The sequence below is a fragment of the Flavobacterium buctense genome (assembly GCF_014486695.1).
In the GTDB taxonomy this organism is placed as follows: Bacteria; Bacteroidota; Bacteroidia; order Flavobacteriales; family Flavobacteriaceae; genus Flavobacterium; species Flavobacterium buctense.
Window position 1 is genome coordinate 67,355 of record NZ_JACTAB010000004.1, and the last position, 23,283, is coordinate 90,637.

Annotated in this window: 21 protein-coding genes; 11 read left to right on the forward strand and 10 right to left on the reverse strand. The window is 36.1% G+C overall.

Annotation, left to right across the window (positions count from 1 at the left end):
- The first annotated feature begins 15 nt into the window (after positions 1-15).
- The 8 genes from ICG50_RS07610 (at position 16) to ICG50_RS07645 (ending at position 9,996) form a co-directional block, all read left to right on the forward strand.
- Positions 16-465, forward strand: a complete 450-nt coding sequence (locus ICG50_RS07610) for a VOC family protein (RefSeq protein ID WP_187660313.1) — start codon at positions 16-18, stop codon at positions 463-465.
- Positions 462-1,637 (forward strand): acetyltransferase domain-containing protein, encoded by a 1,176-nt coding sequence (locus ICG50_RS07615; RefSeq protein ID WP_187660314.1) that lies wholly within the window; start codon positions 462-464, stop codon positions 1,635-1,637. The genes ICG50_RS07610 and ICG50_RS07615 overlap by 4 nt, the downstream gene beginning before the upstream one ends.
- Positions 1,638-1,661: 24 nt before the next feature.
- A complete protein-coding gene (locus tag ICG50_RS07620; protein WP_187660315.1) occupies positions 1,662-3,395 on the forward strand; it encodes an amidohydrolase family protein in 1,734 nt (577 codons plus the stop codon).
- 17 nt (positions 3,396-3,412) lie between these two features.
- Entirely contained in the window at positions 3,413-4,663 is a 1,251-nt protein-coding gene (locus tag ICG50_RS07625; protein ID WP_187660316.1) for a DUF418 domain-containing protein, read from the forward strand.
- A 1-nt stretch (position 4,664) separates the two neighbouring features.
- Positions 4,665-6,524 carry a M14 family metallopeptidase gene (locus tag ICG50_RS07630; protein ID WP_187660317.1) on the forward strand — a complete coding sequence of 620 codons (1,860 nt, stop codon included), beginning with the start codon at positions 4,665-4,667 and terminating at the stop codon, positions 6,522-6,524.
- Between the two features lie 22 nt (positions 6,525-6,546).
- Positions 6,547-7,773, forward strand: a complete 1,227-nt coding sequence (locus tag ICG50_RS07635) for an alpha/beta hydrolase-fold protein (RefSeq protein ID WP_187660318.1) — start codon at positions 6,547-6,549, stop codon at positions 7,771-7,773.
- Between the two features lie 10 nt (positions 7,774-7,783).
- Positions 7,784-9,091, forward strand: coding sequence for an amidohydrolase (locus tag ICG50_RS07640; protein ID WP_187660319.1), 1,308 nt, complete (start codon positions 7,784-7,786; stop codon positions 9,089-9,091).
- A gap of 137 nt (positions 9,092-9,228) precedes the next feature.
- Positions 9,229-9,996, forward strand: coding sequence for a sterol desaturase family protein (locus tag ICG50_RS07645; RefSeq protein WP_187660320.1), 768 nt, complete (start codon positions 9,229-9,231; stop codon positions 9,994-9,996).
- A 23-nt stretch (positions 9,997-10,019) separates the two neighbouring features.
- Here ICG50_RS07645 and ICG50_RS07650 read toward each other — a convergent pair whose 3' ends face one another.
- The 3 genes from ICG50_RS07650 to ICG50_RS07660 are packed head-to-tail and all read right to left on the reverse strand — an operon-like array spanning position 10,020 to position 13,141.
- A complete protein-coding gene (locus ICG50_RS07650; protein WP_187660321.1) occupies positions 10,020-10,784 on the reverse strand; it encodes a TIGR02757 family protein in 765 nt (254 codons plus the stop codon).
- A complete protein-coding gene (locus ICG50_RS07655; RefSeq protein ID WP_187660322.1) occupies positions 10,777-12,477 on the reverse strand; it encodes a DUF8201 family protein in 1,701 nt (566 codons plus the stop codon). Before ICG50_RS07655 ends, ICG50_RS07650 begins: the two co-directional genes overlap by 8 nt.
- A 4-nt stretch (positions 12,478-12,481) precedes the next feature.
- Positions 12,482-13,141, reverse strand: a complete 660-nt coding sequence (locus ICG50_RS07660; protein WP_187660323.1) for an ABC transporter ATP-binding protein — start codon at positions 13,139-13,141, stop codon at positions 12,482-12,484.
- 155 nt (positions 13,142-13,296) lie between these two features.
- On the opposite strand from ICG50_RS07660, the gene folE reads away from it, so the two are divergent.
- Positions 13,297-13,968 carry a GTP cyclohydrolase I FolE gene (gene folE / locus ICG50_RS07665; RefSeq protein ID WP_187660324.1) on the forward strand — a complete coding sequence of 224 codons (672 nt, stop codon included), beginning with the start codon at positions 13,297-13,299 and terminating at the stop codon, positions 13,966-13,968.
- 52 nt (positions 13,969-14,020) lie between these two features.
- Here the strand turns inward: folE and ICG50_RS07670 are convergent, their stop codons facing one another.
- From ICG50_RS07670 to ICG50_RS07690, 5 genes are all read right to left on the reverse strand, one after another.
- Entirely contained in the window at positions 14,021-14,341 is a 321-nt protein-coding gene (locus ICG50_RS07670) for a DUF6787 family protein (protein WP_187660325.1), read from the reverse strand.
- Positions 14,342-14,367: 26 nt separating this feature from the next.
- Entirely contained in the window at positions 14,368-14,793 is a 426-nt protein-coding gene (locus ICG50_RS07675) for a DUF6146 family protein (RefSeq protein WP_187660326.1), read from the reverse strand.
- Between the two features lie 108 nt (positions 14,794-14,901).
- Entirely contained in the window at positions 14,902-15,864 is a 963-nt protein-coding gene (locus tag ICG50_RS07680; RefSeq protein WP_187660327.1) for a D-2-hydroxyacid dehydrogenase, read from the reverse strand.
- A gap of 124 nt (positions 15,865-15,988) precedes the next feature.
- Positions 15,989-17,083 (reverse strand): 3-phosphoserine/phosphohydroxythreonine transaminase, encoded by a 1,095-nt coding sequence (gene serC / locus ICG50_RS07685; RefSeq protein WP_187660328.1) that lies wholly within the window; start codon positions 17,081-17,083, stop codon positions 15,989-15,991.
- A 133-nt stretch (positions 17,084-17,216) separates the two neighbouring features.
- Entirely contained in the window at positions 17,217-18,275 is a 1,059-nt protein-coding gene (locus tag ICG50_RS07690; RefSeq protein WP_187660329.1) for an acyl-CoA reductase, read from the reverse strand.
- 62 nt (positions 18,276-18,337) lie between these two features.
- On the opposite strand from ICG50_RS07690, the gene ICG50_RS07695 reads away from it, so the two are divergent.
- The gene (locus ICG50_RS07695; protein WP_187660330.1) at positions 18,338-18,688 is read left to right on the forward strand and encodes a 4Fe-4S dicluster domain-containing protein; all 351 of its coding nucleotides are present in this window, start codon (positions 18,338-18,340) and stop codon (positions 18,686-18,688) included.
- 100 nt (positions 18,689-18,788) lie between these two features.
- Here ICG50_RS07695 and ICG50_RS07700 read toward each other — a convergent pair whose 3' ends face one another.
- Together ICG50_RS07700 and ICG50_RS07705 are read right to left on the reverse strand one after the other, a co-directional pair.
- Positions 18,789-19,325: a hypothetical protein gene (locus ICG50_RS07700; RefSeq protein ID WP_187660583.1), complete on the reverse strand. Its 537-nt coding sequence runs from the start codon at positions 19,323-19,325 to the stop codon at positions 18,789-18,791.
- Positions 19,326-19,472: 147 nt separating this feature from the next.
- Complete coding sequence (locus tag ICG50_RS07705) at positions 19,473-21,911, reverse strand: TonB-dependent receptor plug domain-containing protein (protein ID WP_187660331.1); 2,439 nt, start codon at positions 21,909-21,911, stop codon at positions 19,473-19,475.
- A 157-nt stretch (positions 21,912-22,068) separates the two neighbouring features.
- Between ICG50_RS07705 and ICG50_RS07710 the strand changes: the two genes are divergently transcribed.
- Positions 22,069-23,235 carry a peptidase associated/transthyretin-like domain-containing protein gene (locus tag ICG50_RS07710; protein ID WP_187660332.1) on the forward strand — a complete coding sequence of 389 codons (1,167 nt, stop codon included), beginning with the start codon at positions 22,069-22,071 and terminating at the stop codon, positions 23,233-23,235.
- Positions 23,236-23,283 lie beyond the last annotated feature (48 nt).

Genomic DNA, 23,283 nt, shown 5'->3' on the forward strand with positions numbered 1-23,283 from the left:
TAAAATTCAACCAATATGAAAAAAATAATTTTAATACTAGTTCCATTCTTGTTTTTTGGGGTTATTCAAGCACAAGAAACTGTTTCGTTCTCTTTCAATCATTTAGCCTTGTCTGTAAAAAATCTTAACGAATCCGCTGCTTTTTATAACGAAGTTTTAGGGTTAGAAGAAATCACGAATAAGACTAAAATCGAAGGTATTCGCTGGTTTTCCTTTGGAGAAGGAAAAGAGTTGCACCTGGTTTCTATTGTAAAAGAACCGGTTATTTTAAATAAAGCGGTTCATTTTGCACTTTCAACATCAAATTTTGATAACTTTATCAAAAGGCTGGAGGAGAAGAAAATAACTTATTCGGATTGGCCGGGGGTTACTAATAAAGTTACTTTGAGAGCTGACGGAGTCAAACAGATATATTTTCAAGATCCGAATGGGTATTGGATTGAAGTAAATAGTGTTGTAAAATGATAGAAACAATTACAAAACAAAGAATACAATCTATAGATTTTTTAAAAGGTTTAGTAATGATCATTATGGCACTCGATCATGTGAGAGATTATTTTCATTACTCGGCTTTCTTTTATGATCCAACCGATCCCACACAAACGTCATTCCCCATTTTCTTTACCCGATTTATAACCCATTTTTGTGCTCCTGCATTTTGTTTTCTTGCCGGGACTTCCGCTTTTATGGTTGGCATGAGAAAATCTAAATCTGAATTATCCGGTTTTCTTTTAAAACGCGGTATTTGGTTGGTTTTTATCGAAATGACTGTTGTCAATTTTGCTTGGTATTTTGATGTTTATTTTAGAAGTCCGGGTTTGCTGGTAATTTGGTCTTTAGGTATCAGTATGATCGTTTTAGCGGCTTTAATTCATCTACCGCGGAAAGCTATTTTAGCATTTAGTTTGCTGCTCATTTTTGGACACAATCTTTTAAATACAATCCATTTTGAAGGAAATGTTTTTTGGGCAATACTCCATGAATTTGCTTTTTTCAAGCTTACCGATAGTGTTGAGTTTGTTGTTGGTTATCCGATTATTCCGTGGATTGCCGTAATGGCGTTGGGGTATTATTTTGGTTCTTTTTATGACAAATCATTTGAAGTTGTAAAAAGGAAAAAGCTGTTTAACTTAATAGGTATTTTAGCAATCATCACCTTTATAATTTTAAGATTTACTAATTTATACGGAGATCCGGTTCTTTTTAAAGATTATGAAACTATAACCAAAGATTTGATTTCATTCTTTAATCCTTCTAAATATCCGCCTTCCTTGTTATACTTGCTAATGACATTGGGAACCACACTGCTAATTTTAGCAAACACGGAAAAAATAAAAGGCAAAGTGGTTGCCTTTTTCAGCACTTTTGGACGCGTACCTTTTTTCTATTACATTATACATATTTATCTAATTCACCTAATTGCGTTACTCTTTGCCGAACTTTCAGGATTTGGTTGGCGCATCATGATTTTACAAGATTGGGTGACGGAATCACCTTCTCTAAAAGGGTATGGATTTCCGCTTTGGGTAGTTTACAGCGTTTGGATTTTAGTGATTATACTGCTATATCCTTTGTGTAAAAAATTTGATACCTATAAACAATCCCACAAAGAAAAATGGTGGCTCAGCTATTTATAAAACAACCTTAATAAATTAAGTATTATGAAAAGACTACTAAACTTCGTATTGCTAATTTCATGTAATTTACTTTTGGCGCAAACCTACATCACTAACGTAACGATTGCCGATGTAGAAAAACAAAAACTAGTTCCAAATCAAACGGTAATAATTACTAAAGATTTGATTTCTAATATTCAATTGAGTAGTAAAATAAAGATTCCCGCAAGCGCTACTGTAATTGATGGTAAAGGCAAATTTCTATTGCCGGGATTGGTAGATGCCCATGTTCATTTCTTTCAAAATGGCGGATTATACACGCGTCCGGATGCCATTGATTTTAGAAGCGAAATGCCTTATAACAAAGAAATCGATTTGGCGCATAACACTATGGAAGACAAATTACGCAGGTATTTGCAAAATGGGATTACAACGGTTATCGACGTTGGAGCAACTTATAGTTTTTTAAAACAAAGAAAAGAGTTCGCAACTAAAGATTTTGCGCCAACCGTTTATATGACAGGCCCTTTGGCCACAACATATGAACCATCAGTCTATGAAAATTTAAAAGAAGACGAACCGTTTAATTTAGTCAAAACTGTTGAAGATGGAATTAAAATGGTCCAAAATCAGTTACCGTTAAATCCGGATTTTATCAAAATTTGGTACATCACTGCTCGTGACAAAGATGGAATTGAAGCCAGCGCCAGAAAGAATTTACCCATTATCAAAGCCATAATTGAGGAAGCCCATAAAAACAAACTGAAAGTTGCGGTTCACGCCACAGAAAGAATCACAGCGCAATTAGCTGTAGAAGTCGGTTGCGATTTTTTAGTCCATAGCGTAGATGACGAACTGCTGAAAGACGATTTTGTGCAGTTACTCAAAAAAAACAAAACCATACTATGCCCAACTTTAATAGTGCACGATGGTTATGTCAATACTTTTGGTCAAAAATTGCAATTCACCAACCACGATTTATTAAAATCTGACCCATTTCAATTGGGTTCTTTATTAGATTTAAAACATTTACCCGATACACTGCTGATCAATAATTATAAAAAAAGTGTGAATTCAGAAGCCTATATAGCTATGTCAGCCAAGGAAAATATCACTTGCAGTCAAAACCTAAAAAAGTTGTCTGATGCAGGCGTTACCATTGCCACCGGAACTGACGCTGGAAATATTGGCACTTTACATGCTTCCTCTTATTTGGCAGAATTAAAAGCCATGCAAAATAGCGGCATGAGCATTTGGCAAATCATTCAGGCATCAACGATTAATGGCGCCAAAGTGTTGAATAAAGAAAATGAATTCGGAACCATCAGTATTGGTAAAAAAGCCAACTTGATTTTATTGGACAACAATCCGATTGAAAACCTCGATAATATTACAAAAATCAATCGTGTCATCAATCGTGGCGTAGTTTTTAATCCGTCGGATTTAATTCCGGAAACACCGGAAGCTTTAGCGCAACGCCAATTAAATGCTTACAATCTCAGAGATTTGGAGGCTTTTTTGGAACCTTATGCTGATGATGTTGAAATCTACAATTATCCCAACGAACTACAATCTAAAGGAAAAGATAAGATGCGAGAAGGTTATGCCGGAATGTTCAAGTCGGTAACCAATTTGCATTGCGAATTAAAAGCAAGAATTGTGCAAGGCAATATTGTCATTGATAAAGAACGCGTACAATTTGGAAATCAATTCATTGAAGCTATTGCCATTTACCACATTGAAAACGGAAAAATTAAGAAAGTCTATTTTATCAATTAAACACTAAATAAAAAAATATGGAAACCAACGCCCCAATTCAAAATCACGAACGCGAAATCTTTATGGATGCTTTGCGTGGTTTTGCCATCTTAGGGATATTTATTGCTAACCTGAATTTTCTGAGTCATTACCGAGGCTCAGATGACGCTATCGGACCATGGCTACTGAAAGGTTCAGACGATGCTATGAGTTTTTTGCATCATATGTTTATTGAAGGCAAATTCTATTCTATTTTTAGTTTACTGTTTGGTTGGGGAATTGCCTTGCAAATCAAACGCGGTTTGGCCAAAGATGTTGATGCTTTGCCTGTTATTAAAAGAAGACTCCGAATTATGTTATTGCTCGGCGCAATGCACTTACTCATTTGGATAGGTGATATTGTTTTCTTTTATGCTTTGCTTGGATTTATATTGTTACCACTCCGAAAATTTTCCAATAAAACATTACTCATTACAGGAGTTATTCTAATTCTTTCCCCAATATTGTTGTATTGGTTAAAAATGACCTTTCCAATTCTAAATTACCCCGCACAATTGTTATATCAAACAGGTGATAACGTAAGTGAACAACTTGCCGGAATTAATGATCAAACAAAACGAATGGATTTTTTGGAGCACGCAAGTTGGTTTGACCATCTCAAAAGAAATATTGCGGGTTTCTTTTACCGTTACGGCTACTTATTCTTTGTGAGCAGAATTCCAAAAGTATTGGGCATGTTTTTAATTGGTTATGTAATCGGTCGTTCTGATTTTTACAAGAATTTGGCCCAAAACAAAAAAACAGTCTATTGGATTATAGGTCTTGGATTGCTAATCGGTTTACCGGCTAATTTTCAATTGGCGCAATACATGTCGGCACCCGGAGACGCTTATTTCGATTTAAAAATAGAAGGTTGGTACGAAACTATTGTTTATGCACTTGGTGTTGTTCCTTTGGCGTTGGCTTATGTCGGCATTTTGATGTTGGTTTTCCAAAAAACTATAGGTCACAAAGTGTTGCTTTTAGTTTCGCCTGTTGGCAAAATGGCCTTTAGCAATTACTTAATGCATTCGCTGATAGGGAATTTCGTTTTCCTCGGTGCCGGATTGGGTTATTTGGGGCAAGTTGGGCCGGTTTATTACACGCTTTTTGCTATCTTAGTATTCGTTTTCCAAATCATTTTAAGTACTATTTGGTTGAAAAATTTCCAATACGGACCAATAGAATGGCTTTGGCGCTCTTTAACTTACAAGAAAAAGCAAGTATTCAGAATAAATTCAAATCAGTAATATGGGATTACGAGTTATCACCATCAGTGTTTTATTGGCACAACAAATTTCAGCACAATCCATATTGCCACCGATTCAAGAGTGGCATGGAAAAAGCGAATCCTTAATTGCCAAAGCCAATAATCCTTGGATAACACCAACAGAAAAAGCCGATTTTATAACCACGCCAACTTATGATGAAACTATGAATTGGTTCCAAAAATTAGCCGATGCTTCCCCCTTACTAAGCATGATTTCTATTGGGAAAAGCGTCGAAGGCAGAGACATTTATATGATTATTGCTTCTTCTGAAAAAGAGGTTACTGCTACTGCATTAAAACAATCTGACAAGCCTTTGTTATTCGTTCAGGCCGGAATTCATTCGGGAGAAATTGACGGCAATGATGCCGGAATGATGTTACTGCGCGATATTGCTTTTGGCAACAAAAAGGAACTCTTAAACCAAGTGAATTTTTTATTCATTCCGATTTTGAACGTTGACGGACATGAAAGAAGTTCGTCTTTTAACCGACCTAACCAACGCGGACCGCAAAATATGGGTTGGAGAACCAATGCCCAAAATTTAAATTTAAACCGTGATTACGCCAAGGTTGACACCAATGAAATTCGCGCCGTAATCAATGTGATGAATGAATACAATCCGTTGCTTTATATGGATATTCACGTTACCGATGGCGCCGATTATCAGTATGACATTACTTTTGGCGGATTGGGACGACAAGGCTATTCTAAAGGTATTTCCAATTGGTTAGCCACCAAATATAAAACACATGCGGATAAAGATTTAGCTGCCAGCGGACATATTCCCGGACAATTATTATTTGCGGTCAATGACCGTGATTTTTCGCAAGGCAATATGCTGTTAATGGGTGAACCTCGATTCTCTGATGCTTATGGTGATTTGCGACATATGGCCTCTATTCTTGTAGAAAACCATTCTTTAAAACCATTTAAACAAAGGGTTTTAGGAACTTATGTGTTGCTGGAAAGCACTTTGAAATTATTGGCCACCGAAGGAAAATCACTTAAAGAAATCACTTTGTCTGATAAAGCCAAAAGAGAAGCATCGCTTCCCACAAAATGGAAAGTACCTGAAATGAAATCGGCAGCCACTTTTGAACACCAATCAAATGTTAAAGTCAAAGAGGATTCGGGAGCAGTTCCGGATAGTTTAAAACTTTTAGGAATAGAATCAAGAATAGTCAAATCATCAGTGACCAATGCGGATTATGTTGAATGGACCGGCAAACCCATAACCATGACTATTCCCAATTATAAAGGTACAGAAGGCGTAGATTTTGTTTCTCGTCCGAAAGGCTATTTTTTGCCGCCAACTTGTGCTGAAGTAATAGCGCGATTGAAACTACACGGCATACAAATGGAAACCTTAAAACAACCCCGTGAAGTAACCGTAGAAATGTACCGAATTCAAGAGGCTAAATTCCAAAATGACGGTGGTAATACTGTACCCTTTGAAGGACATATGCAAGTTAAAGGAACACCAATTCCTGAAACCCGAAAACAAGTTTTTGTGGCAGGTTCGGTTTATATTTCAACAGACCAACCCTTAGGTGATTTGGCGATAATGTTATTGGAACCAAAATCACCCGATTCGTATTTGAGTTGGGGCTTTTTTCATCAAATTTTCCAACGTACGGAATACATCGAAGCTTATGTTTTGGAACCAACGATGAAAAAAATGCTGGAAGATTCACCCGAGTTGCAAAAAGAATTTGCCGAAAAGAAAAAAAACGATACCAAGTTTGCCAACAATCCAAACGCCATAATGACTTGGTTTTACAGTAAAACAAAATATTACGACGACCGTTATTTATTGTATCCGGTTGGCAGGGAAATGTAATTTTAATATTAAATTCAACAAAATGAGAAAGTCATTAATCGCGCTTCTTTTAATCATTATTCCATTGGTAACGATGGCGCAAACCGATAATAAGATTACCATTGGAGCCATTGAAAAGATTCAGTCAAAAATCCTAAACGAAGACCGAGAACTCAGAATTTATGTTCCCAATGGCAATTCGGCCCAAATTTTTTCTAAGCAAAAATATCCCGTTTTATATCTGTTAGACGGAGAAGCCCATTTTAATTCGGTCGTGGGCATGATGGAGCAATTATCGGCTAATACCATAATGCCTGAAATGATTATTGTTGGGATTTCAAATACTAGTAGGATGCGAGATTTATCGCCAACACAAGTTGAAGTAGATTTACCTATGCTTGACGCTGAAGCGGCTAAAAATACAGGTGGCAATGCAAATCTTTTTGCCTTTATGGAGAAAGAGTTATTTCCCTACATTGAAAAAAAGTACCAAACCGCACCATACCGAATGTTAATCGGACATTCATTAGGCGGATTGACAGTAATCAATGCGATGGTTAATTACACGAGTTTATTCAATGCCTATGTCGCCATTGACCCAAGCATGTGGTGGGACAAAATGAAGTTTTTGAAGGATTGTAAAGTAAAACTTGCCCAAAATAAGTTTGACAAAATCGATTTGTATTTGGGCATAGCCAATACTTTGGATCCCAATATGACCATTGAAACTGTAGAAAAAGATACGACTAAAAATTCTGATCACATTCGCTCTATTTTGGCATTAGACAAACACCTTAAAGCGAATGCCCAAAACCAGCTTAATTATAAGTCTAAATACTATCCTGATGATTCCCATAACTCTCTTCCGTTGATAGCAGAATATGATGCTTTTCGTTTTTTCTTCGGGTTCTTTAAACTCGATTTAACTATGGAAGATTTTATGAGCGAAGGTTTATCATTTCCGCAAAAAATTGAAAAGCATTTTGAGAATGTTTCTACTAAAATGGGATATACAATTCCGCCCTCTGAAGGCATTGTCAACAGCTTAGGTTATGAGGTTTTAGGTCAAAAGAAATTTAATCAAGCCGAATATTTTTTTAAAATGAATGTAAAAAACTATCCTGAAAGCTTTAATGTTTACGATTCATTGGGAGATTATTATGTCGCGATTGCTGATAAACCTAATGCCATTATTAATTTCAAAAAAGCATTATCCTTAAAAGACTACCCCGAAACCAAAGCAAAATTAGAATTGTTACAAAAGCCTTAAAATTTATATTATGAAAAAAATTGTTCTCATCACATTCTTATTTTGTTTCAAAATAACCACCGCACAAAAAAGTAACTACAGCGAACTCATAGCCAAAAAAGCTACTCAAATTGAGCAAAAAGTGATTGATTGGCGACATGATATTCACCAAAATCCGGAACTTGGAAACCGTGAAATCAGAACAGCAGCCTTAATTGCCAAGCATTTGCAATCATTAGGGATAGAAGTAAAAACCGGAGTTGCTGTAACCGGCGTTGTTGGCATTTTAAAAGGCGACAAACCCGGACCTGTGATAGCTTTGAGAGCCGATATGGATGGTTTACCCGTAATAGAAAACAACAATTTGCCATTCGCTTCAAAAGTAAAAACCACTTACAACGGAAAAGAAACCGGTGTAATGCACGCTTGCGGTCATGACGGACACGTAGCCATTTTAATGGGTGTAGCCGAAATATTATCCGGAATGAAAAAAGAGTTAAGAGGAACGGTGAAATTCATCTTCCAACCTGCAGAAGAAGGCGCACCGGTAGGGGAAGAAGGCGGAGCTGAACTCATGGTAAAAGAAGGTGTTTTGCAAAATCCAAATGTCGATGTCATTTTCGGATTGCACTTGAGCGCCGGAACAGAAGTGGGCAAAATCAATTATCATCCCGGAGGAACTATGGCTTCTTCGGCTGATGTGAAAATTACCGTAAAAGGTAAGCCTTCGCATGGTGCTTATCCATGGCAATCGGTTGATCCGATTGTAGTTTCGGCCCAAATCATTAATAGTTTGCAGACGATTGTGAGTCGGAATGTTCAGTTAACTCACAATCCTGCAGTAGTGACAATTGGCTCAATCCACGGCGGTAATCGGCATAATATTATTTCGGAAGAAGTTGAAATGTTGGGAACCATCAGAACATTCAGTAAATCTGATGAAGAATTAGTATTTGAACGCATCAGGCAAATTGTTACCAAAACGGCCGAAGCCGCAGGCGCAACCGCTGAAGTGAAATTACCTTATTCGTCTTATAATCCGGTGACTTTTAATGATGTTGAATTAACCGAAGCTATGTTGCCATCCTTACAAAAAACAGCCGGAAAAGAAAACGTAAATTTAGTGCCTGCAGTAACCGGTGCTGAAGACTTTTCATTCTATCAAGAAAAAGTACCCGGTTTGTACTTCTTCGTGGGCGGTATGAAAAAAAGGCAAGATCCTGATACTGTCGGGCCGCATCACACACCACAATTCCTAATTGAAGACAGCGCTTTCCTCACCGGAATGAATGCTTTGTGTAATTTGGTTTTTGATTATATAGCATTGAATAAAAAATAAGTAATAGTTAGTCCTAGAGACTTTCAAACTTAACTGCACTATGAAAAATAAAGTCAATCTAAAATCCACAGGTAATAGCAGTTTGTAGCCCATTTAAAATTTTAGTTTTTAATATAAATATCTAAAACATAAACAAGATGCTCGAAAAATTATCCAATCTCCCGACCCCATTTCAAGTGGTTAGTGATCCTGTATCACTCATTGTTATTGCCATCTTTCTTTGTTTGTTAATCGCAGAGGAATTATTTCCCGGTAGAGCTTTACCGCATGTCAAGTATTGGAAAATCAAAGGTATTGCGGTGTTTGTTATTTATTTTTTCCTTTCTTCTTATCTTCCGTTGATTTGGAATGATTATTTTGCAAAATACAAAATGATTGACCTGACTTTTTTAGGGGATTACACAGGTGCTTTATTAGCCTTACTCATTTATGAACTCGGCATATACGTTTGGCATCGTTCTATGCACAAAAGTAACTTGTTATGGCGGGTTTTTCATCAAATGCATCATAGTGCCGAACGGGTTGATACTTATGGCACTTTCTTCTTTAGTCCCTTGGATATGATAGGTTTTACTTTCCTTACAAGTTTGGCGATGGTATGGATTGGCTTTACCGCGCAAGCTACTATTTACGCCATTTATGGTGCCACATTCTTAGCGGTAATTCAACATACGAATATCAAAACGCCTCAATGGATGGGGTATATTTTCCAGCGTCCGGAATCGCATTCTGTTCACCATGAAAAAGGAGTTCATGCCTATAATTATTCCGATCTTCCTTTATTTGATATCCTATTTGGTACGTTCCGAAACCCAAAAGATTTTGCTAATGAAACCGGATTTTATCCCGGTGCTTCTTCTAAAATTGGTAAAATGATGCTTTTTAAAGATATCAATAAAGAATAAAAGTCGGTTAGGTTATTCAGCTATTAAAACCCTTCAAAAACACCCAAGCCAAACAACGCAAAATCATATTTCACAGGATCAGTTTTGTCTAGTTTTCGTAGTGCTGTGTCTAATTCTAATAAAGCTTTACCATCATTTTGTTTTCGGGTGAGCAATCCCAGTTTTCGGGCAACATTTCCGGAGTGAACGTCCAACGGACAAGAAAGTGCTGCAGCAGAAATATTTTTCCAAAGGCCAAAATCAACGCCGTTATTGTCTTGGCGAACCATCCAACGCAAATACATGTTGATGCGTTTCGCAGCCGATCCTTGCATTGGGTCAGAAATATGTTTGGTCGTTCGTGGCAAATGAGCTACTTCAAAGAAATGTTTTTTGAAAGCCGAAATTGCCGGTTGCAAGGATAATTCTTGTTGGTTATTGGTAAAGAAGGTTTCCAATCCACCATGATTTTGATAGAGATTTTGTAAGGCTAGAATAAAAGTCTTGAAATCTGTACTGTTGAAAGTACGGTGCACAAAAGGTTCTAAATTATCCAAATGATATTCCTTGTGGTTCATCACAAAATCATAAGGAGAATTACCCATCAAATCCATCATGCGTTTGGCATTGTTGATGATCATCTTGCGGTTGCCCCAAGCAATAGTTGCTGTCAGAAAGCCTGAAATTTCAATGTCTTCTTTTAATGAAAATTGGTGCGGAATCTGAATCGGGTCGCTTTCGATAAACTTCGGATTGTTGTACAACGCGACCTTTTCATCTAGAAATTCTTTCAGTTCAGCTTTAGTCATTGGTTTTCGTTTTTTTGGCATAAAAACCTTCGCTTAAAGTTTGACCACGCAGTTGCGGAATGACATGGAAATTGGTCTCAAAATAGTCCAATTGCTCTTTGTTCACACAAGGCAAATTACCATTTCCGGTTATCCAAAAGAGTTCAACATTGACCGGTGAAAAGTAGTTGAGATTTCCTTTTGAGTCTTCATTAAAATCAAGTTTCTCCTTTGTGTTTGGTTTCGGATGAATGACACTCTCTAGTTGAAACGGATTGTTTTCGGCTAATAATTTGTTCTGTGTCAAAACACTGAATGACATTGGTACAAAAACCAAAACAGCAACTAACAGCAGACTCAAACTAAGTAAACCCATGATAAGTTTCTCTTTGGTGATTAAAATCGAGAGAAAAATAAGCCCGAAGAAAATCGTGAAATAGACATAAAAGCGATATTGTGGCGAACTCAAAGCGAGTAATATCAATAAGGCAATAAAAACAAAGTAAACATCTCGAATCCTTTGTTTTGGATAATATTTTGAAATTAAGAAAGGTGAAATCAGCAACAAGAATGCAGTTGTCAATCCAATAATACTGTCAATTCCGTTGTGCAAAAAATATTGCTTAAGGAAGTCTAAAAACGAAGCCTTTTCAAAAGTTCCAAAACCCATATAAAACGAATGCATCATTTCTCCTCCGAAAAAATAATTTATGATTTCTAATGGCACTACATAATCAGCTCCTGAATAGGGCAAAACGGTCAACGGATAAAATGGATAACCGGTCAGTATGATGTTTTTTATGGCAAAAAGAAACAATACCAATCCACCCAAAAGCCGAATCGGAACGAGTTGGCTTCTCAATACTCCTATGTTTTTAATCAAAAGAATGAAAGGTAAAACCAATAGTACGACAGCCGTGATTTTGATATAAACCGCAAAGAGCACCAAAACGGTTAAGAGGTTAAACTTTTCTAAAACATTCTCTTTTTGAGAATCCAAATAAATTGAAAACACTATAAATCCAATCAAATAAACCGGCAAATCAGGTGATGGAGCGCTTACAAATTGGAACATAAAAACATAAGTCAATGGCAATAAACCAAAAACCAAATCCAATCGTTTTCCATTTGTAAAATAGGAGTGAAGCTTTTGAAATACCCAAAAGTTACAAAGCAAAAATACATACCCATTCAAATCGTTAAAGCTATCGTAGCGAAATGAAAACGAGTAAACGCTTTGTGTGATGTGCCAACCGCTAGTTTGTCCTAAAAACAAGTGTAAATTCGCCAAACCGGGTACAAATCCGAATTCGTTCAACCATTTGATGGTTTGGATATAATAAGTTTCATTGTCAACGATAAATGGTAAAGTAGCGCTTTGGGCCAAAATTAAAACACTGCTGAAACTTAAAAGCGCTTTTATTAATACTGAAAAGGAAGTTAATTGTATCCGAAAGCTTTTGATAATCTCTTTGAAATCGGCTTTAAAATAAAACCCAAGAACCATTGAAGTTATCAGTAGAAAAATGTGAAACCCAATATTTATCGGGCCAAATATCGCCCAAGAGCTCGCCAATACAGTAACTCCAAATAAACCAAGAATACCGGCATTAACAATAGTTAAAGATTGAATTCGAAAAAGCTTTGAAAACCCTATTCCAACCGCAATTGAAGTAAAAAAAACATACAGCCAACTAAGTAGAATAAGTGCCATATCATCAAACGATTAAGCCGTCTTTCATGACTAATTTTCTATCGGCCATATTGGCTAATTCTTCGTTGTGGGTAACAATGACAAAGGTTTGTCCAAATTCTTCTCTTAGTTTAAAAAATAATTGGTGCAAATTTTCAGCCGAAGCGGTATCCAAATTCCCGGAAGGTTCATCGGCAAAAATTACCGCAGGTTTGTTTATCAAAGCACGGGCAACTGCTACCCGTTGTTGCTCACCGCCGGAAAGTTCATTAGGTTTGTGATGACTTCTTTCTGCCAAGCCTAAATAATCGAGTAGGCGTTTGGCTTCAACTTCGGTTTCTTTCTTTTCTTTGCCTGCGATGTAGGCCGGAATACAAACGTTTTCCAAAGCGGTAAATTCTGGTAACAATTGGTGGAATTGAAAGATAAAACCCAAATGTGAATTTCTAAATTTAGATATAGCTTTGTCATTCATTTTCAAGATGTTTTCACTATTTATCTCAAGTGAAGTGTCATTTGATTTTGAAGCATTGTCAAGTGTGCCCAGAATTTGCAGTAAAGTGGTTTTTCCGGCACCGGAAGCGCCAACAATGGAAACAATTTCCCCTTTCTTTATATGCAAATCAACACCTTTTAAAACGTGTAAACTATCGTAGTATTTGTGAATGTTTTTGGCAATAATCATCAATCGAATTTTTCACAAAGTAACAAAGTATTTTCTTTTAATACTTCATATCATTTTTTTTTATGATTGAATAAGTAATAAAGTTATGTTAAGAAAATTATTTTGTTTAATTATTTACTACATTTGTTAAACAAAAAATAACAAAATTAATTCTTATGAACACACCCATTGAAAAAGAATTATTTGAATTGATAGGCGACAATCATCAAATGACTTCTGCAGAAACACCGTTGCGTCCCGACGCCTTTATTAAGTCAGATAAGCAAAAGATGGATGCCATCGAAAAGCATTTCCATTGCATTATGGAGGAAATGGGTTTAGACATGACCGATGACAGCCTAAAAGGAACGCCACATCGTGTTGCCAAGATGTTTATTCAAGAAATATTTTCAGGATTAAATCCGGCCAACAAGCCTAAACTTTCGGTTTTTGACAATTCCTATCATTATGATAAAATGTTGGTGGAAGCTGATATTAGTTTTAATTCTACTTGTGAACATCATTTTTTACCCATCATAGGTAAAGCCCATATTGGTTATGTTTCCAGCGGCAAAGTAATTGGCTTGTCCAAATTGAATAGAATCGTTGATTATTATTCTCGTCGTCCGCAAGTTCAAGAGCGTTTGATTATGCAAATTTTTAACGAATTGAAAACTGTCTTAGAAACCGAAGATGTAATCGTAGTAATGGAAGCCAAGCATCTTTGTGTCTCAAGTAGAGGTATTCAAGATGAAAGTAGTTACACGTCAACCATACAATATGGCGGGATATTTAAAGAAAAAGAAAACAGGAATGATTTTTTTAATCTTCTCAATAAAGAAAAGTAGAATTTTAGTTAATGCAAATTGAGTATTTTGGTGAAAAGTCCCGGGTGTTAATTCACTCGGGATTTTTTTTATCCGGAAATATAAAACCCAATCCCATGCTTTTCAACATCTTTTTTTCAAAAGCCCAAAAGAAGGTAAACTGCCCAAAAACAAATCCGAAGCTTACTAATAGAACTTGATAAATAGGAAAGAGGAGAATGATATATAATGGATAATAAACCCAATTGGAAACGTCACCTTTTACAATGCCGAATAAGGCTAAAACCGGCTTAGAAAGTAAGGCCGCTGAAGAACCGGTCACAGCAAATACAACGAGAATGACAAAAACTTGCCAGTTTGATTTGATATTCCAACGTTCTTTAAAATTGGCCATAAATTATTTTCTGCAAAGATAAAGGATTATTGTTTAGGAACAAATCCGCCCAATCGTTGGTTATACCGATTTTGAAAGTAGATAAAATAATTGTAAATCAAATAGTTTACTTCATAGCCATATCGAATAGTAAGGTCATAATCTATTCTGAAAAGATACAAATTACTATCATATTGCATAGGTTGAGCAACACGATTGTTCCATTCGGCGACGTAAAACTGATTTTTATTTTCTAAATAAGCCTCTGAATAATAGCCGCGAGGCAGAGCTCTTCCCGCAATCCAAGAACTGAAACCGGGATCAATGATAATTACTTCATATTCCAATTCTTCATTGGCAATTTTAACCGTATCAGAAATCTTAGAAACTGTGTCCGTTGTAACTACATTTTTGGTACTGTTACACCCAACAATTACCATAAAAATAAACAAAAGAGAAATTACAGTTTTCATCGCTTTAATTTTTAATAAAATTACGTAAAACAGCTCAGAATTAGTCTTTTCATTTTGTTAAAAAAAAAACCACACTGTAAAGTGTGGCTCAAAATATTTTTATAGTATTTAAACTTTCTCCGATTTCATGAGACTAATAATTTGTTCCGCCAATTCTGTTCCAATTCGGTCTTGTGCTTCCAATGTCGCCGCGCCAATATGTGGCGTTAACGAAATCTTGGTATGCATTAGGATTTGGATTTCCGGAGTTGGTTCGTTTTCAAAAACGTCTAAACCGGCAAACAATACTTTGTCATTATCCAAAGCTTCTACCAAAGCCACTTCATCAATCACACCACCACGAGCACAGTTTACAATACCAACGCCGTCTTTCATCAATTCAAATTCTTCTTTTCCAATCACATAACCTTCTTGCGCCGGAACGTGAAGCGTAATAAAATCAGAATGTTTAATCACATCTTCCAATGGTTCAGTTTCAAATTCCACATTGATAAACTGTCCATTGTAGAAATCAACTTTTACTTCCGCTTTGTCCACAAATTTATCGGCTGCAATTACTTTCATCCCCAAACCTAAAGCCATTTTAGCAACAGCCTGACCAATTCGGCCAAATCCAATAATCCCCAAAGTTTTACCACGCAATTCGATTCCATTAGCATAGGCTTTTTTCAACCCGTCAAAGTTGGTATCGCCTTCCAAAGGCATATTTCTGTTGGCATCATGTAAAAATCTAACGCCGGTAAACAGGTGTGCAAAAACCAATTCGGCCACACTTTCCGAAGAAGAAGCCGGTGTGTTAATCACATGAATGCCTTTGCTTCGGGCATAATCCACATCTATATTGTCCATTCCAACGCCACCGCGACCAATGATTTTTAATCCCGGACAAGCATCAATAATGTCTTTTCTAACTTTAGTCGCACTGCGGACCAAAACCACCGAAATGTTATTGGCATTCACATAATTGGCAACTTGCTCTTGCGCTACTTTGGTTGTAATCACTTCAAAACCACCTTTTTCTAAAGCTTCAATGCCGCTTTTTGAAATTCCGTCGTTGGCTAATACTTTCATTATTATAAATTGTGAATTTTAAATTTTAAATTATTTTTAGGAGCTGTTTCCCGCTTTCCGTTCCAATCTTTTTTTCTCGTTTGAAAACGAAAAAAAAGGATTTCCACTGCAATCGGGGCTAATTTTATTCTGCTAACTGCGACTGATTACTGTAAACGACTTCTAATTCTTTCATCACATCAACTAAAACTTGTACGCTTTCCAAAGGCAAAGCATTGTACATTGAAGCTCTATAACCACCAACAGATCGATGACCGGGTAATCCCGAAATTCCGGCTGCTTTCCACATTTTGTCAAACGTTTCTTGATGCTCCGGATTGACCAATAGGAAAGTGGCATTCATAAAACTTCTGTCAGCAGGATTCGCAGTGCCAATGAAAAACGGATTTCTGTCGATTTCGTTGTAAAGTAAATTGGCTTTGGCTTCGTTGATTTTTTCAATGGCAGCGATACCACCTTGGTTTTTTAACCATTGTAAAGTCAACAAACAAGTGTAAACCGCAAAAACCGAAGGCGTATTGTACATGCTTTCCGCCTTAATGTGTTTTTCATAATCTAAAATACTCGGAATTACTCTTCCTGATTTCCCAAGAATTTCTTCTTTCACCACAACTAAAGTTGCTCCGGCAGCACCCATGTTTTTCTGCGCTCCGGCATAAATTAAGTCGAATTGAGAGAAGTCTAAACTGCGCGAAAAGATATCCGAACTCATATCACAAACCACCGGAACATCAGTTTTGGGGAATGATTTCATTTGTGTTCCAAAAATAGTATTGTTACTCGTGCAGTGAAAATAATTTGCATCAGCAGGAATCGTATAGTCAGTTGGGATATGATTGTAGTTTTGCTCTTTAGAAGAAGCAACGACTACAGTTTCACCAAATAACTTAGCTTCTTTAATAGCGTTGTTTGCCCAAGTTCCGGTATCTAAATAAGCGGCTTTGCCATCAACTTTCATTAAGTTATAAGGAACCATCAGGAACTCTAAACTCGCGCCACCTTGTAAAAATAAAGCTTGGTAACCTTTGCCTTCCAAACCTAAAAGTTCTAAAACCAAAGCTCTTACTTCGTCCATAACCGCCACGAAATCTTTGCTTCGGTGTGACATTTCCAATAAGGACAAGCCCGAGTTGTTGAAATTTAAAACTGCTTGAGCAGATTTTTCAAAAACTTCTTGCGGAAGTATACATGGTCCGGCGCTGTAATTGTGTTTTTTCATGGTGGTATTCAAAAAAAATTAAAGTGCAAATTTCGGAAATAGGGCTAAAATAAGCGGTTAGAATTCCACAATAATAAGCCGATGTTATTAACGAAAACGTTTTAGTTTATAACATTTATTGGGAATCTTTCAATCAGATTTTCAATAAAAAATCCAAAGTATCAACATTATCCGCATAATCCCAAAGTTCAGGCTGTTGGGTTTTACCAAACGGTATACTGTTTTCAATAACATTTTTAGAGACAATGCATTGAATTTGCTCAGCATCATTTTCTAATTGCTTTTTAATATCTTCTAGGTTTTCGTAATATTCATAAAACACCGAAGAAATAGGCGAGGCGTAGCTGTTATCTTCTTTCAAAGTCAAAAACTCGTTATCCAATAACTTAAAGTTACTCATCAAGAAAACGGCTTTGTTGTAGTCGTAATTGTTAGAATATTTTTCGTAGAAAATCACGTCTTTGTATTCATAAATCGCTTGAAAGAACGGTTGAAAATCGTAACCTTTCGGGACAAATAATTTGGAAACATTTCGGCAACCTAATCCGAAGTAGCGAAAAATATCTTCACCCAATTTCATTAAATCATCCTGACTTTCATTTCCGGTTAAAATCGCTACAGAATTTCTGTTTTTGCGGATGATACTCGGTTTGTCTTTAAAATAGAATTCAAAATAACGAGCTGTATTGTTGCTTCCGGTGGCAATTACGGAATCAAAGTTCTCCAGCTTGCCATCAGTAAAGGTGATATAGTTTTCAATTTCGGGATTGACAGCAATTAAATATTTGGCCAAAAACTTGATCAGTTGTTGGTCATTCGAAGAAGTCTTTATCAAAACTTTATGCCCTGAAATTAATACGGAAAGAAAATCGTGAAAACCTACCAACGGAATATTTCCGGCGAGAATTAAACCGACGGTTTTAGGCTGTACTTTTGAGAAATCATACTTAGAAAGCCATTGGTTCAGGTTGTCTTCCTGTAAAGCTTTCGCCCAAGATTGCACCGAATGATAAACTTGCTCAGGCGTAAACCAACCATTGTGTGATTGCGACAATTGAATCAAGTCGATAAAGCTATCGAAGAACAATTCATTGTGAAGAACCGCTTCATTTTTACTGTTTTGTTCCAAAGAGAATTGGCTTAAAAACTTCCCTAATTCGATAAAACATTTTTTTTTCTCGATTTGTAACATCAGTAGCTTGTTTATGAATGGTTTTGATTGTAATTTTGCACAAAATTAATTAAAAATTAGCTATGGCAATCATAATAACTGACGAATGTATCAACTGTGGTGCATGTGAACCGGAATGTCCAAATACAGCTATTTACGAAGGTGCTGATGATTGGCGTTATAAAGACGGAACTAAATTACGAGGTAAAGTAATTTTGCCTGATGGGACTGAGGTTGACTCAGATGCGGCACAAACTCCTTTGTCTGATGATATCTACTATATAGTTCCGGGAAAATGTACAGAATGTAAAGGTTTTCATGACGAACCTCAATGTGCGGCTGTTTGTCCGGTTGATTGTTGCGTACCGGATGACAATCATGTTGAAAGTGAAGAAACGTTGCTCAATCGACAATCGTTTTTACACAATGAATAATAAATTAAACCTCAATTTTTGAGGTTTTTTTATACCACTGTTTTTACAAAAAAAAGCCCAAGCATTTAGCCCGGGCTTCTCTAACAAAACATGAAATATATCAAGGCTTCACAACAATATATTTTTCAAGAACCACTGTGTCTGTTTTTTCGTCATAGGTTTCTACCACTAGGTTTCCTTCGGTGTCGAAATAACCAACAGAGAGTTTGTTCTTGTTTTTAAAAATATAATTGTTATTGGAAGTTCTTCTTAAAATCGTTTTTTCCTCTACATCAGGTAGTGTCATGGTATAACCGCTATTGTCAACAGCAACTTGGTATTTTTGTCCGTTATAAGTGTAATAGGCAGAACGGTCAACATCAACATACTTGGTTACACCATCAACAGTAATTTGTGTTTTTGTAGTTACATCAACCTGACTTGGTTTAGTTGGGATATTTAAAGTATTGGTTTTTTCTTGTTCTAATTTAATTTTTTGAACTTCTTTAGTTTCTTCCGTTTTGACAATTTTTTTAACTCCTTCCGAATCTTTGACGGTAGTTGTAGTGGTTTTAACTTCTGTTTTTTTGTTTGTATTTTGTGCTTGATTAGTGATAGACAAAAGCAAAGCAATCATACTTATAAATAAGGTCTTCATCATAATTTATTTTAGAGATTTATATAATACAAATTTACGTCTGACTCAAGTCTTAACTGTTATACAATTCTGTTTAAATGTTATAGGATGATCACAAAAAAAAATCCTGAGTGAAGCCTCAGGATTTTTTGTAACAGTTGATTTAGTTTAGAAGGTAAAACCTAGACGGCTGTAGTAGTAAGCGCCGCTGAATCCCATTTGTACGGCATCCCAATAACCTCCGGCTTCCGTATTGCCTTGCTCGTCTTGTTGGTCCGGATAAATATTGAATAAGTTATTACTTCCAATGCTTAATTTGAAGTTTTTAGTTAATTTGAATCCAAAGGTCAAATCGGTTACTATTTTTGGAGTATAAACATCATCTTCTCCGGCATAATCAACCAAAACTACTTCACTGAATCTGGTAAAATTCAATCCGGCATCTAACCATTTTCTTTCGTAGCTTACGTTAAAACCTAATTTACTATTAGGCGCAGAAGCTCTTAAGAATGCGATTTCTCTTTCCCCGAAAAAAGTTTCTTGGTCTAAGCCATTATTTTTAACATTGGTAACTTTCATATTATTGACATTACCAACAAAAGTGGCGCCCAGTTTAGAACCGCCAAAATCTTTTTTCCAGCCTAAAATAAAGTCAACCCCCATAGTCTTAGTATCAACCCCATTCACGAAGAATTGGGCCGCATCTACATTGAGATTTAAAGCAGTGGCATCAAAATATCCGGTTAATACAATTCTGTCTTTTACATTAATTAAATAACCATCTACCGTTGCTGTTACATTACCAAATCTTCCGGTTACGCCAAACGAAGCATTATATGATTTCTCTTCTTTTAATTTTTCGATTCCAAAACCTTCAGTAACAGCGCTGCCATTAGCCGCAAGTAATACTTCTGTGGCACCGCTTGCGTTGAAATTGGTAAAATTGGTGTTGAAATAAATTTGCGCCAAGGAAGGTGCTCTGAATCCTGTGCTCCATGAACCTCTTACACTAATTTTGTCAGTCAGTTTATAACGGTAAGCATATTTTAAATTTAAAGTATTTCCAAAGTCACTGTAATTTTCATAACGAAGGGCCGCACTGATTAAAAACTCATCAGATACATCTAATTCGGTATCAACATAAATAGCTTGGCTATCTCTGCCTTCATCAACCACGTTTCTCGGACTAAAACCAGGAAAACCTTGAGATCCTCCGGGTCTTGGTTCGCCTGAAATCGGGTCAATTGGCGCTGTTTGCGTTAACGGATTGGTAATTGGTACTCCATTGGTATCGTAAGTAGCCCAAGAACCTACTTCACCGGCAGCAATTTTGTATCGCTCTAATCGGTATTCTGCTCCAAAAGCAAAGTTCAACCCATTCAATACATTGAAATTTTTAGAAAAATCAAGATTGGTAGTGTTTTGACTTAAACTAAATCCACCCGCATCAAAAGACGTTGGTGATGCTTCTTCCAAACTGGCATTCAAAGTACCTTTTATCGTATAGTCAAAATTATTGTTTCCGTAGGCATTGCTCAAATCAATTTTCCATCCACTTGCCGTTTCTGTTTTGAAGCCTGCGGCAATTGAATTGTCCACAATTTTCGAAGTAATTCTTGGGGTAAATCCTCCAGGATATATAGCTTCTACAACTCTTTCACCACCATTTCTGGTAAAGGCATAAGCATCGGTATTTCTATCGTTTCTTCCGCCAAAAGCATAAAACTTAATACGATCTGTAACCGGCATTTCTAAATTTAACATGAAGTTTAAGCTTTTAATTTCGGCTTCACCAAAACCTTTTCTGAAATCATAACCAGGACGAAGGGTTTTGTCTTTTGAAAAATACTCCGTAGTAAAATTGGCAAAACCACCTTTCTTCCCGAGTTTAAAACCATAATTGGCAGCGACTTTCATAGAATTCCCATCGAAGTTTCTGTCTTCTCCAAGGGTGTTTCCGTTACTGTTCTCATCTAAAAAGTTACCCGGTGTATTAGGTGTTCCCGGTAAAAAGTCACCATCGGCATTAGCGTCATAAACACCATAAGTTACAGTACCGGTGAGCTCATTTACATTGTCATTCAAAACAATATTGATAACTCCCGCAATAGCATCGGAACCATATTGTGCCGCCGCACCATCACGAAGAATCTCAATTCTCTTAATGGCACTAGCCGGAATCGCATTCAAATCGGTACCGGTATTCCCGCGACCTCTTGTTCCGAATAAGTTAATTAACGAAGATTGGTGTCTTCTTTTACCATTAATTAAAACCAATGTCTGATCTGGTCCCATACCTCTCAAAGTAGCCGGATCAACGTGGTCAGAACCATCCGAGCCCGACTGCTTGTTAGCATTGAAAGAAGGGGCAACGTATTGCAATAATTCATTGATTTCTAATTTTCCGCTTTGGGTTGTTACGGTTTTTACATCAATGATGTCAATAGGCACAGCCGAATTCACCACTGTTCGCTTGGTGTTTCTGGAACCTACAATTTTAATTTCTTGCAGTTCGTTGGCTTTTGTTGAGTCTTTTTGCGTTGGATTGTCTTGAGCAGCGATGTACCCAAATTGTAATGAAAATAACAAGAGTGTAATTTTTTTCATAAAGTTGGTTGGTTAGTGTTAATTCAACGCAATATAATATTTTTTTAATATCATATTAACAATTGAAGTAAAACCATTTCAACAAATTAACTAACAATCCTTCTTATTTATAATTAAGCCGAAAATTTTATTAAATTTGTTTAAACCTGGTCTATTGATGAAACAACTTTTACTTCTGTTTTTATTGACTTTTAATGTTTCTATTTGTGCTCAATCTGTTGAAAAAACATTGATATTAAAAGATGTAGCAACCAATCTTCCACTGGAAGACGTTACGGTTTTTATCATAAAAACTAAACAAACTTTGCTTAGTAATGCTGAAGGTAAAGTGACTTTTGTCTTAAATGGTTCTTCAAACATTCAGGTTACTCATTCTTCATACGTAAAAGTAACAGTGCGTTCTTCGGCTTTGCAAAAGACAGACAATACCATTTACTTGAAAAGCAATATCAATGATTTAGATGAAATTATTGTAACCAAACAGCATCCGCAGAAAATATTGAAAAGCATAGTAACAAACTCTGTCAAAAAACTGACTGTTCCGGCGCGTTTAAAAGTCTATTCGCGAGAATTCTTTAAAATGGACGGACATTATACTTATTACAATGATGGTTTAATGAATTTTCAATTGTTTGGTAAAGAAAAGAACTTTAAAAGCAATATTTTAGTAGAGCAAAATAGGTCATTCGGATTGGTGTATGACCAAATAAATTCAGATGTTTTGGGGTATAACCTCAATGATATCATGCAGAATTATTACAATTTCAAATACTTGAATCCGATATTGGATGTTGGCGCAAAAAAAAAATATGATTTTATCATCAAAGGCTATTCTGCCAATAATGATTACAATGTAATGATTGTAACGCCTTTGGATAATAACAACGATTTGCGCGATGATTTTAGCATTATATACGATTGGAAAAAGAAAATCATTATCGAAGTAAGTACTGTGGTTTCTCCGACCACCATTGCAAATATAAAAGAAAAAAAAGCGGTTGGTTCTAAGAATATTTACAAATCGTTATTCAAAACTATTTATCGATTAGACGGTGAAAATTATTATTTAGTTAGCTCAAAAGAAGAAATTGGTTTTGAAAGAGTTGACAAAAATAAAACTACAGATATTGAAGTCAGAAATTACTTTGTGACGACTAATTTCAGTACCCAAAATTACAGTTATAAAGATAGCGAAGTCTTTAAAGACAAAACACTCTACAACAAGAAAAACACCATACTTTCTACTTATTGGGATATTTCCGGGTTGGCTACAACTGAAGAAGAGCAAGCCATTATCAATCAATTACAAGATAGGGGTAATTAACTTCAATTTTTTTGCTTTTTCTTCTGCTTTGTTACTTGGTTTTATTAC

Excerpts from the sequence above, each read along its gene's own strand:
- ICG50_RS07695 (WP_187660330.1), top strand. The coding sequence starts at position 18,338 with ATGGCAATCATAATAACTGACGAATGTATCAACTGTGGTGCATGTGAA.
- ICG50_RS07620 (WP_187660315.1), top strand. The coding sequence starts at position 1,662 with ATGAAAAGACTACTAAACTTCGTATTGCTAATTTCATGTAATTTACTT.
- ICG50_RS07675 (WP_187660326.1), bottom strand. The coding sequence starts at position 14,793 with ATGAAAACTGTAATTTCTCTTTTGTTTATTTTTATGGTAATTGTTGGG.
- ICG50_RS07650 (WP_187660321.1), bottom strand. The coding sequence starts at position 10,784 with ATGACTAAAGCTGAACTGAAAGAATTTCTAGATGAAAAGGTCGCGTTG.
- ICG50_RS07655 (WP_187660322.1), bottom strand. The coding sequence starts at position 12,477 with ATGGCACTTATTCTACTTAGTTGGCTGTATGTTTTTTTTACTTCAATT.
- ICG50_RS07615 (WP_187660314.1), top strand. The coding sequence starts at position 462 with ATGATAGAAACAATTACAAAACAAAGAATACAATCTATAGATTTTTTA.
- ICG50_RS07700 (WP_187660583.1), bottom strand. The coding sequence starts at position 19,325 with ATGAAGACCTTATTTATAAGTATGATTGCTTTGCTTTTGTCTATCACT.
- ICG50_RS07680 (WP_187660327.1), bottom strand. The coding sequence starts at position 15,864 with ATGAAAGTATTAGCCAACGACGGAATTTCAAAAAGCGGCATTGAAGCT.
- ICG50_RS07660 (WP_187660323.1), bottom strand. The coding sequence starts at position 13,141 with ATGATTATTGCCAAAAACATTCACAAATACTACGATAGTTTACACGTT.
- ICG50_RS07610 (WP_187660313.1), top strand. The coding sequence starts at position 16 with ATGAAAAAAATAATTTTAATACTAGTTCCATTCTTGTTTTTTGGGGTT.
- ICG50_RS07710 (WP_187660332.1), top strand. The coding sequence starts at position 22,069 with ATGAAACAACTTTTACTTCTGTTTTTATTGACTTTTAATGTTTCTATT.
- ICG50_RS07640 (WP_187660319.1), top strand. The coding sequence starts at position 7,784 with ATGAAAAAAATTGTTCTCATCACATTCTTATTTTGTTTCAAAATAACC.
- ICG50_RS07635 (WP_187660318.1), top strand. The coding sequence starts at position 6,547 with ATGAGAAAGTCATTAATCGCGCTTCTTTTAATCATTATTCCATTGGTA.
- ICG50_RS07670 (WP_187660325.1), bottom strand. The coding sequence starts at position 14,341 with ATGGCCAATTTTAAAGAACGTTGGAATATCAAATCAAACTGGCAAGTT.
- folE (WP_187660324.1), top strand. The coding sequence starts at position 13,297 with ATGAACACACCCATTGAAAAAGAATTATTTGAATTGATAGGCGACAAT.
- ICG50_RS07690 (WP_187660329.1), bottom strand. The coding sequence starts at position 18,275 with ATGTTACAAATCGAGAAAAAAAAATGTTTTATCGAATTAGGGAAGTTT.
- ICG50_RS07645 (WP_187660320.1), top strand. The coding sequence starts at position 9,229 with ATGCTCGAAAAATTATCCAATCTCCCGACCCCATTTCAAGTGGTTAGT.
- ICG50_RS07705 (WP_187660331.1), bottom strand. The coding sequence starts at position 21,911 with ATGAAAAAAATTACACTCTTGTTATTTTCATTACAATTTGGGTACATC.
- ICG50_RS07630 (WP_187660317.1), top strand. The coding sequence starts at position 4,665 with ATGGGATTACGAGTTATCACCATCAGTGTTTTATTGGCACAACAAATT.
- ICG50_RS07625 (WP_187660316.1), top strand. The coding sequence starts at position 3,413 with ATGGAAACCAACGCCCCAATTCAAAATCACGAACGCGAAATCTTTATG.
- serC (WP_187660328.1), bottom strand. The coding sequence starts at position 17,083 with ATGAAAAAACACAATTACAGCGCCGGACCATGTATACTTCCGCAAGAA.